This window comes from Pseudomonas sp. dw_612, from assembly GCF_018449725.1.
Taxonomy (GTDB): domain Bacteria; phylum Pseudomonadota; class Gammaproteobacteria; order Pseudomonadales; family Pseudomonadaceae; genus Aquipseudomonas.
The window spans coordinates 174,708-188,268 of record NZ_JAAVVC010000007.1 but is presented as its reverse complement, the minus strand read 5'-3'; the positions used below and the strand labels follow the sequence as shown (position 1 = coordinate 188,268).

Here is a 13,561-nt window from a genome sequence, read left to right as displayed (position 1 = left end):
ACATGGAACTGGCCAGCCTGATCGGGCGCCTCAACCCGGACAACCGTCGCGCCCTGGAACGCGCCGCGCAACGCTGTCTGCAACGGGGTCATCATTACGTCGAAATCGAGCACTTGCTGCTGGAGTTGCTGGACATCGAGGGCGGCGACTTCGCCTGGCTGCTGCCGCGCTTCGGCCTGGAACGCGATGCCCTGACCGCCGAAATCAACAAGGCACTGGACCTGTTCAAATCCGGCAGCACCCGCACCCCGGCACTCTCGACCCACACCACCGGGCTGCTGGAAGACGCGGTGGTGCAGGCCAGCGTATTGGGGCTGGACAGCATTCGTTCCGGCTTGCTGCTGTTGGCGTTGATCGACCGCGATGAGCGCCGCAGTTTGCTGCTCAACAGCGCTTCATCGTTGTTGAAGATTCCCCGGGAGGCACTGCGCAGCAACCTGCTGGAATGGACTGAAAGCTCCCGCGAACACGTCGGTGGCGTGCGTCCTTCGGCACCGGGCCAATCAGCGCCCAAACAGGATTCCGTGCTCGATCAATACACCCAGGACCTGACCGCCGATGCCCATGCCGGGCGCATCGATCCCATCGTCGGGCGCGATGGCGAGATTCGTCAGTGCATCGACATCCTGTTACGGCGCCGGCAGAACAACCCGATCCTCGTGGGCGCGCCCGGCGTGGGCAAGACTGCCGTGGTCGAAGGCCTGGCCCTGCGCATCGCCGCCGGGGATGTACCGCCGTCGTTGCAGGAAGTCAGTTTGCGGGTGCTCGACCTCGGGTTGTTGCAGGCCGGTGCCGGGGTCAAAGGCGAATTCGAGCAGCGCCTAAAAGGTGTGATCGACGCGGTGCGCAGTGCCGAGAAACCGATCATTTTGTTCATCGACGAAGCTCACACCCTGATCGGTGCTGGTGGCGCGGAAGGTGGCAGCGACGCGGCCAACCTGCTGAAACCGGCGCTCGCTCGTGGCGAGTTGCGAACGCTGGCCGCCACCACGTGGCTGGAGTACAAAAAATACTTCGAGAAAGACCCGGCATTGGCGAGGCGTTTTCAACTGGTGCAAGTCGAAGAGCCAGACGAAATCACCGCCGTGGAAATGCTGCGTGGCGTCGCGGCGAAACTCGAACAACATCACGGTGTACAGGTGCTGGACGCGGCGATTCATGAAGCGGTGAAACTGTCCCACCGCTACATCTCCGGCCGACAACTGCCGGACAAAGCCATCAGCGTGCTCGACACCGCGTGCGCCCGGGTCGCCCTCGGTCAACACGACGTGCCGCCACCGCTGGAAAGCCTGCGGCATCGACAGAATAGCCTCAAGGATGAAGTCGAACGCCTGCGCCGGGAACAAGCCACCGGGCTCGATCACCGCGAACGCATCACCCTGCTGGAAAGCGAATCCATCAGCAACGTGCAGGCCATTCGCGAACTGGAAACCCGCTGGAACGAAGAACGGGTCGCCGTGCGCGAACTGCTGGAAACCCGTCGCGAACTGCTCGCCCTGAGCGAACGCGCCGACAGCGATAAACCCGACGAAAACATCGACAGCCGCATCGATCACCTGGCCGCCGAACTGGTGCGCCTGGAAGCCGGGCTCGACGCGATTCGCCAGGACGATCCGCTGGTGCCGGAACAGGTCGACACCAAAACCGTCGCCGCCGTGATCGCCGGCTGGACCGGCATCCCGGTCGGCAAAATGCTCGCCGACGAAGCCCACGCCGTGCGCACCCTCGGCCAACGCATGGGCCAACGCGTGATGGGCCAAAGCATCGCCCTCGGCACCATCGCCCAGCGCTTGCAAGCCTACCGCGCCGGCCTCACCGACCCGCAAAAACCGGTCGGCGTGTTCCTGCTGGTCGGCCCCACCGGCGTGGGTAAAACCGAAACCGCGTATGCCTTGGCCGACGCGTTGTACGGCGGCGAACGCAACCTGATCAGCATCAACCTCTCCGAATACCAGGAAGCCCACACCGTCAGCCAACTCAAAGGCGCCCCGCCCGGCTATGTCGGTTATGGCAGTGGTGGTGTGCTGACGGAAGCCGTGCGGCGCAAGCCCTATTCGGTGGTGTTGCTGGATGAAATCGAGAAAGCGCATCCGGATGTGTTGGAGGCGTTTTACAACGTGTTCGATAAGGGCGTGATGGAGGACGGAACCGGGTTAGTGGTGGATTTCAAAAACACGGTGATGTTGGCCACCAGTAATGTCGGGGCGGAGTTGTTGCTGGATACGCCGGTGGCGCAACTCGGCACCGATGCGTTTAACGAAGCGCTGCATAAGGTGTTGCTGCAAGCATTCAGGCCAGCGTTTCTGGCCCGGATGACGGTGGTCGCGTATCGGCCGCTGGATGAGGCGACGCTGGAAGGGATTGTGTTGGCCAAGCTTGAGAAATTGCGCGGTCGGTACAAAGCCGCGACCGGCAAGCAGTTTGAGTTTGATGCCGGGATTGTGCAGGCGGTGTTGGCCAAGTGCAGTGCGGCGGGTGCAAGGGATGTCGAGAATGTGTTGATGACGCAGGTGACAGGGAAGTTGGCGGAGTGGGTGTTGGAGTAACGCCTGTCAATCGCTGAAAGTCCACCAAATGACCGTGATAAATGGAAGTCGTTCTTCCATAACTGACAAGGATAATGTCATGAAAAAAAGCTTGAAATACCCGATGAGTCTGTTGGCAGTCGCTGTTTTGGCCCCTCTGTCAGCACAGGCTGAAACCCGGCAACCGGAAAGTGAACTGGTGGGCAAGGTGGCCTTCCTGACCTCCACCGCTGACAAACTCGGTGATGCCAATCTCCAGATCGATCCATTCCTGGCCTCGGCACTTTCCCCACCGGCAGATTACAAGGGGCCGTTGTTCACCCTTAGCCATGACTATCCCACCGAGCTGCCTGCTGGCACGTCTTATCCATGGAGCAAGGTGACGGCTAACGGCAAGATCACTCAGGCCAACGCTAACGCCTATGTACAGGCACTCAAAGACTACGTCTCTCCCGACATGAAAAAAATCGTCTTTGACTATGCCAACTGGAATTACAAGAACAGCGGTTGGTACGACTCCATCTGGCTCGGCATCGAACGCGAGCCGATTCGTGGCGTGTATGTAGGTTCAGGCTTCCCCGCTGGCACCTTGACCGGTCAGACATTGCCCGTAACGACTTATGTCCTGACTCTTTATGACACCCGAGCGGCGAAAACCCTCGGCGATATCTGGGGAAAAACACCTGAGCGTGCGATGAATCCAGTACTGGATACCGCCACTACCCAATATGCGGAAGGCAGTGTCATCGTAAAATTTGCCATGGTCAGTGCCTGCGGCAGCGATTGGGCCCCCATGGAGAAGGCCGCCCAATGGCAAATCTACGCACCGGTGAACACCAGCAATGGCAGTGCACTCAACAAGACAAAATGTGTCGGCGAAAACTTCAAGGGCACTACAGCCCAACCGGCCATGACCAATGTATCGCTGATGCAGTTCGACATCATCGTCAAGGACAGCGTCGCTTCCCCGCAAACCGGTTGGGTATTCTCGACTCTGGTCTACGACAAGAATGCCCCCGGCAAGGACGCCTGGGACAAGATGATTCCATTAGGAGCGACCTGGGGCGGTAACCCGGACGTCATCAACACCAATCCGACAGCGCTGACCCCGCCCGTCACCATCAATCCAAAGCTCACCGAAAACTGGGTCAACCCGAAGGCGCCGCTCTACTCGAAATCCACGCTGGGTTGGGACGGCAGGCTGTCAGGCCCCAACGATGGGGCTGTCGTCGCTCCGGCCTGGACAGGTTCGCACTATTACCCAGCCGGCCTGGCCAACGCGGGATGCCTGGGTTGCCACAGCAGCGCCCAGTATCCAATGACCTCCTTTTTGCTGCCGACCTCCAGTCAGCCACCGCAAACCATTGACCCGCCTCTTTCGAGCAGTGACCCCGACGCCGCTCTGGTCATGGCCACGCCGGGATCGAAACTCTGGATGAACTGGTTTCAAAGCCGCGACGGCAAGACACCGATGGGACCGAATACCGATGAAGGCCAGGCTCCGGTTGCACTGGATTACGACATGGTCACCGCGTTTAAAGCCATTCCGATGTGGAAACAGGCTAAAGCGGCCGAATCCAAAAACACGCAGCAATAAGTGAAACAAGCACAGAGACGGAAACGGGACGGCCAATAAGCCAGTCCCGTTTCGCAGTGCAAGGAATGTTGAAATGTATTGATGATTCAAATACCGGGAAAGTTGGCAGAGTGGGTGTTGGTGGGTCCCAAAAACACAACTCAAAAGGCAAACCAACCCGAAAGCTCCCCAACACATCAAGGATGTGAATCATGCCCGATACAATCGTCATTGGAGCCGGTATTTCGGCGGTCGCTTATCTCAATACGATCCAGCAGTACTTAAAGTCCACTAATAAAACACTGGGCGATATCTATTTGATGGGGGGTCCGGACCTGTGGCAAAACATGTCACCGGGCCATAACATGGGACAACCACAGCAATTACTTTCAGGCAACCTTCTAGGCCATGGCCGCGCAGACCGTGGATTTTCCAGCCAGCCGGTACCTGGGGCCGACTTCATGAAGGCCGGGCTTTTCTCGACCGTATTAAAGTACTACTTAAGACAACATTGCTATGCCCAGATCCCCCTTTCTTATGTCACCAACATCAGTAAAACCGGGACCGGTTATTCTCTTAAACTGACCGGCAGCGTGGGTGGACGGATTACCTGTGAGAAAGTAATTATTGCAATGGGTCCCGGCTCCGCGCGTGCGCTGATGGAAGAGGAAAACAAGCCCGCCGAGGTTGATATCGAGGCATTCAAAGGCTCGATCGTCGGGGGCAATGAGTTCATGGACCCCGGCTGGAAGATGCCTGACGCCGCCGTTATGGCCGGGGCCACTGTCGCCGTTTACGGTGGTTCGGCGACAGCCGCATGGGTAGTAGAGTTAGCCGTGATGAGGGAAATGAATGTTCTTTTATGGTTCACGCGTCCCGGCACCGGCGGGAGCGCATGGGACGCGGGATCCCGTTTTACCGAAGCCTTTCCCGCCGGCAATAGAAACAGCGCCATAGAAGAAGACTTCGAGAAAGTCAGAAGTGTTTTAAAGCTTACGAAAGTGACACGCGATTTAGAGACAGGAAAGCTGAAACTGGCTTTTAAAAACAAAGACGGAAACGTCGAAATACAAGTAGTCGACATCTTGGTGTATGCACTGGGAGCCGACCACCTGACCAAAGGTATAAAAACAATTCTCGACCCTGGAATTCACGCCGACCTGGTTGCCTATTACGACAAGAACCTGGCAATCAGTGCCAAACCTTCATTACTGGCCATCGGTACTGAAAACCGCTCACTGATTATTGTCGGATCGGCAATGAGCAGTGAAGCCGGATTCGGCAAGGACACACTGTGGTTGCAAGGTGATCCGGACAGACAGATCGAAAACAATACCAGAGGTGTAAAACTGGCCAGCTATAAAGACATCAGCAACACACTTCCGGCCGCAGCCCGCCCCACGGAAGGCATTGCCATGGTCATGGCGAGTATTGAGGCACTCAATGAATATATGCCGGTCACCGTTGCGCCACAAAGACGTCTCGTCATGCATTCAACACCGGACCTAACGACCAGCACTGGCAAGCTCCCTAAAGGCTCACCCAATCCAGACGCGGGTCATGACCGCCTGCATGACATAGATTTCGAATGGGACATAAACTTCAATACCAGCAACCGCACACAACTGGCAGCCTATATAGCGCAAACCACAGACCTCCAGCCATTTCCTGCAAACTTTGCGGTGGCATTGCTCGTGCACCTACGTACACGACCTGGCAATGCACTGGGCTTAAGTGACCCGCAAGTACACTTCGTCATTTCTACCGCCGAGCGTTATACCCGGGCCCTTACCAAGTTAAACCCACACATAAATATAGAGGGGACTCGGTTGGTATACGACAAACTTTGGGGCCCTGACAAATACTTGGGCATCTGTGTCGAAAATATAACGACGCCCGGAGAATGTGCAGCCTTCTGGAAAATGCACGGGATAGAGTGCTGACGGGTTAAAGCACATGGAGGACAGATTTATTACCCGTTGTTCAAGGATGTGTTATGGCTAGAAGTATCGACAGCAACTCCAGTCTCTCCCTCACCGCCACTTCGCTGTCGGCGCTTTACCCTGAATCACTGTTTGGCGAGGAAGCGCTCAACTCACTCGGCTCGCAAATCCTCAACGGCCTCAACGATGGCACTTCCCTCACCCTGACCTCCGCCGTCGCCACCCACGTCACCACCACCCTGCACAACGACGCCCTGCTGCGCCCCTTCGATGCGCTGGTTGCCGAAATTCGCCAACTCCCCGCTGACGCCACTGCCGAACGCTATCAGCTTGTATTAAGACCGTGGCTCTGGTGGCTCACCCTCGCCAGCAACAACCGTGTGTTTCAGAACCTCGCGACCTCGGACATCGTCACTACGATTTTCAAGGCCCACGGCTTCACTGATTTCAAGCTGTCCCTCACCGGCAGTTACACCCCGCGCGAATACTGCGTGCAGTACGGCGAAACCGATTTCGCCTTCGTCTCGCGACTGCTGGAAGAGGAAGGGATTTTCTGGTTTTTTACTCACGAGGCCGGCACGCACACGCTGGTGCTGGGCGATAGCAACGATGCGTTTGCGCAGATTCCCAATGGGCCGACCGTCACCTATCTCGGCCAACAGTTGGGCGAGCGCGAACTGCATGGCATCCGCTCCGGCCAGGTGTGCCTGCAAGCTGTCGCGGGGGTGTATCGGGCGACGGATTACGAGTTCACCACGCCGACCACTTCCCTCTATGGCCAAGCGGAAGCGGTGGCAGGACCGCGTTCAATCTATGAGCATCCCGGCGGTTACAACGCCAAGGCCCGGGGCGATGCGTTGACCAAGCAGCGGGTCGACGGGTTGCGCAGTCAGGAGAAGCGTTTTGTCGGTGAAAGCGACTGCCGCTGGCTGGTGCCGGGGCATTGGTTCACCCTCGCTGGGCATGATGATGCGAGTCTGAATATCGATTGGGTGGTGACGGCGGTTACTCATGAAGCCAGTCATGAGGATTATCGCAATCGCTTCGAAGCGATCCCCAAAGCCACGCCGTTCCGCCCGGCGCGGACCACGCCCAAACCACGGATGCACACGCAAACCGCCATCGTGGTCGGCAAGGCCGGCGAAGAAATCTGGACCGATGAATACGGCCGGATCAAGGTGCAATTCCCCTGGGACCGCGACGGCAAGAACGACGAAACCAGTTCCTGTTGGGTGCGGGTGGTGCTGCCCTGGAGCGGCAAGGGTTTCGGCATGCAGTTCATCCCGCGCATCGGCCAGGAAGTGATCGTGACCTTTATCGATGGCGATCCCGATCGACCGCTGGTGACCGGTTGCGTCTACAACGGCGACAACGCCCTGCCCTATGCGCTGCCGGCGAATCAGACCCAGTCCGGGATCAAGACCCAATCGTCCAAGGGTGGTGGCGGGTTCAATGAGTTGCGCTTTGAGGACAAGAAGGATGCCGAAGAAGTGTTTTTGCAGGCGCAGAAGGATTTCAGGATAAACGTGCTCAACGACACCACCGCCACGGTCGGCCACGACGAAACCCTGACCGTGCAGAACGCGCGCACGCGCACGGTGAAGGATGGCGATGAGACGGTAACGTTGGAGAAAGGCAAACGCAGCGTGACGATCCAGACCGGCAGCGACACGCTCGACGTGAAGGACAGCCGCACGGTGACGGTCGGCGCCGACCAGACCCACAGCACGGGCGGCAACTACGAGCACAAGGTCACCGGCAATTACAGCCTGACGGTGGACGGCAACCTGACGATCAAAGTGAGCGGCACCCTGACCCTGCAAAGCGGCGGCAGTTTCAGCATCAAGAGCGGCGCGGACCTGGCGGCCGAGGCCAGTACGTCGGTCAGTCAGAAGGCCGGGACGGCGTTGAGCAATACGGCTGGAACCGAGCTGACCAACAAGGCCGGCACCACGTTGACCAACGACGCCGGGGTCAGCCTGATGAACAAGGGTGGCGCCGAGCAGACCGTGGACGGCGGCGGCATGCTGACCATCAAGGGCGGCCTGGTGAAGGTCAACTGAGGAGGTTTTCGACGATGTCATCCAGCAAAGTGGATCTGGACCGTGGTGACAGTCACATGGACGGGCGCCTGGTCGATGAGCGCCTGGAAGGCCCGTTGCATATCAAGGAAGCCGGGCGGCCCCAGGCGGATCTGAATTACAGCCAGGGTGAATTGCAGGGCACCAGTTTGCTGTATCACCCCAATGGCAAAGTCTCGGCGCATCTGCCGTTTGTGCGGGACAAATTGCAAGGCGTCGCCAGTTTTTATGCGCCTGAGGGTTGGTTGCAGCGCAAGGCCAGTTATCGCCGGGGGTTGTTGCACGGCGAGGCGAATAACTACTTCCCTGACGGACAATTGGCCGAGGCCGAGTTCTACCGCGACGGTGTGCGTGAGGGGCGTTATCAGCGCTTTCATCCCAACGGCAAACCGGCGGTGGACGCGCGGTATCTCAATGGGCAATTGGTCGAGCCGCAGCAGGGTTTTGCCAGCGACGGGCGGCCGCTGGATGCCGAGGGCAAGCCGATTTCCCGGGTGCGTTGGTGGGTTCGGCGGTGGACGGATCCTGAGCAGGTTTGAATTTTGTGTTGGTAGTTAGGGCCTCTTCGCGGGCAAGCCTCGCTCCTACAGGGGAGCGCAATCCAATGTGGGAGCGGGCTTGCTCGCGAAGAGGCCGGCACATTCAATATCAATGTCGCCTGACACACCGCCTTCGCGAGCAAGCCCGCTCCCACAGGGTTTGGTGTCAGGGTATAAGCATCTGCATCTGCCCCGGCATGGCGATTTTGATCACCCCCGCCCAGTTGCACATCAGGATACTGTTGGCGTCCAGCGCGGGCATGTTGCCCAGCAGCACCGTTGGCGCGCCGGGCAGCCACGGCGAGGCGGTGGCCGGAATGCACGGCATTGGGGTCAGCACGCCCAGTGCCGCCGCGGTGGCGGCCGCGACCATCGGGTTGGCCATGCTCATGCACACGCCGAAGGGCATGACATTGACCAACGGGATGTGGTCCATGATGTTGGCCGCCGGCATGCCGCCGGTCAGGGTTCGGTTCACCGGCAGCACGTTGAGCACGGCCGGCGCCGCGCCGAAGCTGCATTGCAGGGTTGCGGTGGCACACACTTGCGGACAGCCCATTTCAAACCTCCTTCCTGGAAGCATTGCATCCCCAGAACCATAGACCGCCGCGCCGGTTCTCGCATCAGGAACGCTGATTATCCTGCAACACGCTAACCTATAAGACCGAGCCGCGCTTGTGGCACGCCCGTCTCACCATTAGATTAGCCAATGATGTCTGGCCTCCAAAATAAGCAGAAGGGATAAGCATGGCGCTTACTGACCAGTCCACCCGTATCCGCTCCGGCGAAGAACTCGATGCCAGCCTGATCGATCCGTACCTCAAGGCGCATATTCCGGGCTTGAGCGGCTTGCCGCAGATCAGCCAGTTTCCCGGCGGCGCGTCGAACCTGACCTATTTGCTGGAATACCCCGAACAGGAATTCGTCCTGCGCCGCCCGCCGTTCGGCCACAAGGCCAAGTCCGCCCACGACATGGGCCGCGAATTCCGTATTCTCAATCAGCTCAAGGACGGCTTTCCGTACTGCCCCAAGGCCTACGTGCACTGCACCGACGAATCGGTGATCGGCGCCGAGTTCTATGTGATGGAGCGAGTCAGCGGCATCATCCTGCGCTCGGAATTGCCGCCGGAGCTGGGCCTGGATTCGGCCAAGACCGAAGCGCTGTGTAAAAGCTTCATCGACCGGTTCGTGGAACTGCATCGGGTCGACTACAACGCCTGTGGCCTGGGCGATCTCGGCAAACCTGAAGGCTACGTCGCACGGCAGATCAAAGGCTGGAGCGAACGCTACGAGAAAGCCCTGACCCCCGACGCGCCGCAGTGGGAAGCGGTCAAGGCCTGGCTCAACGACAAGATGCCGGCCGACCACCCGACGTCGAGCATCGTCCACAACGATTACCGCTTCGACAACGTGATCCTGGACCCGAACAACCCGATGGACATTATCGGCGTGCTCGACTGGGAACTGACCACCCTCGGCGACCCGTTGATGGATTTGGGCAACACCCTCGCCTACTGGATCGAGGCCGGTGACCCGGCGCCGGTGCAACTGATGCGCCGCCAGCCAAGCCACGCGCCGGGCATGCTGACCCGCCGCGAATTCGTCGATTACTACGCCGAACGCTCAGGCATCCAGATCGACAATTTCGACTTCTACTACACCTATGGCCTGTTCCGCCTGGCCGGCATCGTGCAGCAGATTTACTACCGTTTCTTCCATGGTCAGACCCAGGACAAACGCTTCGCGCAGTTCATTCACATGAACAAACTGCTGGAGCAGATGAGCTTGCAGGTCATCCAGAAATCGAGCCTCTGATCCAGGCCTTCTAATAAGACTTTTTATAAGAGAATCCCATGTCCAAGACTCAGTTGTTCGACCTCGACGGCAAGATCGCTTTCGTCTCCGGCGCCAGCCGTGGCATCGGTGAAGCCATCGCCAAACTGCTGGCCCAGCAAGGTGCCCATGTGATCGTGTCGAGCCGCAAACTCGACGGCTGCCAACACGTGGCCGATGCGATCATCGCCGCCGGCGGCAAAGCCACCGCCATCGCCTGCCACATCGGCGAAATGGAACAGATCACCCAAGTCTTCGCCGCCATCCGCGAACAGTTCGGGCGCCTGGACATTCTGGTCAACAACGCCGCGACCAACCCGCAGTTCTGCAACGTGCTCGACACCGACCTCAGCGCCTTCCAGAAAACCGTCGACGTGAACATCCGTGGCTACTTCTTCATGTCCGTGGAAGCCGGCAAACTGATGCGTGACAACGGCGGCGGCAGCATCATCAACGTGGCGTCGATCAACGGCATCTCGCCGGGGATCTTCCAGGGCATCTACTCGGTGACCAAAGCGGCGGTGATCAACATGACCAAAGTCTTCGCCAAGGAATGCGCGCAGTTTGGCATCCGCTGCAACGCGTTGCTGCCGGGCCTGACGGACACCAAGTTTGCGTCGGCGCTGGTGAAGAATGATGCGATTCTGAAGACGGCCCTGGCGCAGATTCCGCTCAAGCGAGTGGCGGATCCGAGTGAGATGGCGGGGGCGGTGCTTTATCTCGCCAGCGATGCATCGAGCTATACCACTGGGGTTTCGTTGAATGTGGATGGGGGGTTTCTGTCCTGATTCGATTCGCCGAAACACAAAAAAGGCAGCCTCAGGGCTAATGCCGATCAGTTAAGCCGTCACTCAACCTGTAGCAGCTGGCGAAGCCTGCGTTCGGCTGCGCAGCAGGCGTGAAATCGGGCAGCGCGGTGGTTCAGAGAGTACGTGTACTCAGGGTTCACGACTGCTTCGCAGCCGAACGTTGCCTCGCGTTGCTCGTCAACTGCTACGCAGTGCGTGTTTCGTCTGAAATTCTCTTAACTGACTGGGCATTAGCCTCATGGCTGCCTTTTTATTGCCTGCCAGAACGCAATCCCCCTGTAGGAGCTGCCGAAGGCTGCGATCTTTTGACTTTGGCGCGTTCAAGATCGCCAACAATCAAGATCAAAAGATCGCAGCCTTCGGCAGCTCCTACAGGGGTTTCATCGCGAAGTGAATATTTATTCCATATATTGCATATTGAGAATATTTATTCCATAAATAGCCCTCCTGAAAACAAAAATCCAAAAGGACCCCGGCTATGCGCGAACTCGGTATCGGACTTATCGGCACAGGTTTCATGGGCCGTGCCCACGCCTTGGCGTTTCGTAACGTCAGCGCGGTCTTTGAATTGCCCTTGAAACTCAAATTCGCCGCTCTGGCCGACGCCGATCCGCAGCGCGCCCGGCAGTGTGCCGAGGCCTGGGGCTTCGACAGCGCCCACAGCGACTGGCAACAATTGATCGACGACCCGAAGGTCAACCTGATCGCCATCACCACGCCCAACCACCTGCACTACCCCATGGCGATGGCCGCCCTCGCCGCCGGCAAACCGGTGTATTGCGAAAAGCCGTTGGCAGTGAGCCTCGAACAGGCCAACGCCATGCGCCTGGCAGCGAAGGCGGCGGGCGTGGTGACGCGGGTCGGTTACAACTATCAGCACAACCCGATGATAGGCCTGGCCCGGGAGCTGATTCAGAACGGCGAACTGGGTGACCTCATCAGTTTCCAGGGCGAATTCAGCGAAGACTTCATGGCCGATGCCGCGTCGCCGTGGTCCTGGCGTTGCGACGCCGCGCATGCCGGTGGTGCGCTGGCGGACCTGGGCAGTCACTTGCTGGCGATGGCGCGTTATCTGATGGGCGATGTTGAAGCGGTGTGCGCCGACACCCAGACCGTGCACGCGCAACGCCCCGCCACGGCCGGCAGCCAGGAACAGCGCACGATTGCGGTGGACGATCAGGTCCATGCGCTGTTGCGGTTCGCCAATGGCGCCCGGGGCACGTTCAGCAGCAGTTGGCTCAAGCACGGCTACAAAAACCACCTGAGTTTCGAAATCAGCGGCACCCAAGGCACCCTCGCCTTCGATCAGGAACGCTTGAATGAACTGCGTCTGTTCCGTGCCGGTCAGGAAGGCTTCCAGCGTCTACTCGCTGGGCCGAATCTGCCGGGTTACGCAGCGTTCAGCCCGGCGGCCGGGCATCAACTGGGTTACAACGAACTCAAGACCCTGGAAGTGCATGACCTGGTGATGGCGCTGGCCGGGCTCAGTCAAGGGGGCACGGATTTCGATCAGGCGTGGGAAGTCGAACGGCTGGCGACGGCGATACGCCTGGCCGCCAACGAGTCGCGCTGGGTCAGGATTGAAGAGGTTTAACCGCCGATGACCTTCGGCAACTGCCAGCCATAACTCACCGACAATAACCGCAACATCAGGCACGCCGCGCCGGCCAACAGCGCGGCGGCCACGGGCGGCACCCCGCATCGTCGCCCGACGATCAGGACCGCCGCGCCGACAAAAGCCGAACTCGCATACAGGTCTTCCTGCAACACCACCGGCACCCGGGCCAGCACGATGTCCCGCAGCACGCCGCCACCGACCCCGGTGATGGTGCCCATGAGCGTCGCCACAAACGGCGAGATGCCGAAATTCAACGCTTTCTGCGCCCCGGCGACCGCGAACAACGCCAGCCCCGCAGCATCCAGCACAATCAACGTCGAACCGGACCAGCCCAACACCTGTTCATGAAACACAAACGCGACGCCGCCCATGAAAAAGGCCAGGGCCGGGTAACGCCAGTCGGCCACGGCATTGGGCGGTGTCGCGCCGATCAGCAGGTCCCGGGTCACACCGCCGCCCAGGGCGACAATGAAGGAAATCACCATCACCCCGAGCAAGTCGAGGTTGCTGCGCATGGCACTGATCGCGCCTTCAATGGCGAACACCGCCGTGCCGACCAGGTCGGCCACCAGCACAATCCTTTCAACGCGAGGCTTCAACGGACTTACTGAGTCACGCAACGGGTGGTCGTGGTGGT

At 59.2% G+C, this 13,561-nt stretch carries 10 protein-coding genes; 8 read left to right on the top strand and 2 right to left on the bottom strand.

The genetic code is table 11. From position 1 onward, the window contains the following. The first annotated feature begins 2 nt into the window (after positions 1 to 2). The 5 genes from tssH to HB680_RS13725 all read left to right on the top strand — a co-directional run bounded on the left by tssH (position 3) and on the right by HB680_RS13725 (position 8,664). Positions 3 to 2,546, top strand: a complete 2,544-nt coding sequence (tssH, locus tag HB680_RS13745; RefSeq protein WP_213939168.1) for a type VI secretion system ATPase TssH — start codon at positions 3 to 5, stop codon at positions 2,544 to 2,546. A gap of 28 nt (positions 2,547 to 2,574) precedes the next feature. After that, the gene (locus HB680_RS13740; protein ID WP_213939167.1) at positions 2,575 to 4,122 is read left to right on the top strand and encodes a hypothetical protein; all 1,548 of its coding nucleotides are present in this window, start codon (positions 2,575 to 2,577) and stop codon (positions 4,120 to 4,122) included. Positions 4,123 to 4,313: 191 nt separating this feature from the next. Next, positions 4,314 to 6,044 (top strand): hypothetical protein, encoded by a 1,731-nt coding sequence (locus HB680_RS13735; protein WP_213939166.1) that lies wholly within the window; start codon positions 4,314 to 4,316, stop codon positions 6,042 to 6,044. Positions 6,045 to 6,097: 53 nt separating this feature from the next. Beyond that, positions 6,098 to 8,107 carry a type VI secretion system tip protein VgrG gene (gene tssI / locus HB680_RS13730; RefSeq protein WP_213939165.1) on the top strand — a complete coding sequence of 670 codons (2,010 nt, stop codon included), beginning with the start codon at positions 6,098 to 6,100 and terminating at the stop codon, positions 8,105 to 8,107. A gap of 14 nt (positions 8,108 to 8,121) precedes the next feature. Continuing rightward, the gene (locus HB680_RS13725; RefSeq protein ID WP_213939164.1) at positions 8,122 to 8,664 is read left to right on the top strand and encodes a toxin-antitoxin system YwqK family antitoxin; all 543 of its coding nucleotides are present in this window, start codon (positions 8,122 to 8,124) and stop codon (positions 8,662 to 8,664) included. 166 nt (positions 8,665 to 8,830) lie between these two features. Here HB680_RS13725 and HB680_RS13720 read toward each other — a convergent pair whose 3' ends face one another. Then, complete coding sequence (locus tag HB680_RS13720; RefSeq protein ID WP_054047418.1) at positions 8,831 to 9,223, bottom strand: DUF4280 domain-containing protein; 393 nt, start codon at positions 9,221 to 9,223, stop codon at positions 8,831 to 8,833. A gap of 188 nt (positions 9,224 to 9,411) precedes the next feature. Between HB680_RS13720 and HB680_RS13715 the strand changes: the two genes are divergently transcribed. The 3 genes from HB680_RS13715 (at position 9,412) to HB680_RS13705 (ending at position 12,900) form a co-directional block, all read left to right on the top strand. After that, on the top strand, positions 9,412 to 10,479 hold the full coding sequence (locus HB680_RS13715) for a phosphotransferase family protein (RefSeq protein ID WP_213939163.1): 1,068 nt from the start codon (positions 9,412 to 9,414) through the stop codon (positions 10,477 to 10,479). Positions 10,480 to 10,517: 38 nt separating this feature from the next. Further along, the gene (locus HB680_RS13710; RefSeq protein ID WP_213939162.1) at positions 10,518 to 11,285 is read left to right on the top strand and encodes an SDR family oxidoreductase; all 768 of its coding nucleotides are present in this window, start codon (positions 10,518 to 10,520) and stop codon (positions 11,283 to 11,285) included. A 499-nt stretch (positions 11,286 to 11,784) separates the two neighbouring features. Beyond that, positions 11,785 to 12,900 carry a Gfo/Idh/MocA family oxidoreductase gene (locus tag HB680_RS13705; protein WP_213939161.1) on the top strand — a complete coding sequence of 372 codons (1,116 nt, stop codon included), beginning with the start codon at positions 11,785 to 11,787 and terminating at the stop codon, positions 12,898 to 12,900. Here HB680_RS13705 and HB680_RS13700 read toward each other — a convergent pair. Next, entirely contained in the window at positions 12,897 to 13,493 is a 597-nt protein-coding gene (locus tag HB680_RS13700) for a trimeric intracellular cation channel family protein (RefSeq protein ID WP_346657389.1), read from the bottom strand. The genes HB680_RS13705 and HB680_RS13700 overlap by 4 nt on opposite strands. Positions 13,494 to 13,561 lie beyond the last annotated feature (68 nt).

Bases quoted from the DNA above. Each gene is read 5' to 3' on its own strand.
- HB680_RS13725 (WP_213939164.1), top strand. From the start codon at position 8,122: ATGTCATCCAGCAAAGTGGATCTGGACCGTGGTGACAGTCACATGGAC.
- HB680_RS13715 (WP_213939163.1), top strand. From the start codon at position 9,412: ATGGCGCTTACTGACCAGTCCACCCGTATCCGCTCCGGCGAAGAACTC.
- tssI (WP_213939165.1), top strand. From the start codon at position 6,098: ATGGCTAGAAGTATCGACAGCAACTCCAGTCTCTCCCTCACCGCCACT.
- HB680_RS13735 (WP_213939166.1), top strand. From the start codon at position 4,314: ATGCCCGATACAATCGTCATTGGAGCCGGTATTTCGGCGGTCGCTTAT.
- HB680_RS13740 (WP_213939167.1), top strand. From the start codon at position 2,575: ATGACCGTGATAAATGGAAGTCGTTCTTCCATAACTGACAAGGATAAT.
- tssH (WP_213939168.1), top strand. From the start codon at position 3: ATGGAACTGGCCAGCCTGATCGGGCGCCTCAACCCGGACAACCGTCGC.
- HB680_RS13705 (WP_213939161.1), top strand. From the start codon at position 11,785: ATGCGCGAACTCGGTATCGGACTTATCGGCACAGGTTTCATGGGCCGT.
- HB680_RS13710 (WP_213939162.1), top strand. From the start codon at position 10,518: ATGTCCAAGACTCAGTTGTTCGACCTCGACGGCAAGATCGCTTTCGTC.
- HB680_RS13720 (WP_054047418.1), bottom strand. From the start codon at position 9,223: ATGGGCTGTCCGCAAGTGTGTGCCACCGCAACCCTGCAATGCAGCTTC.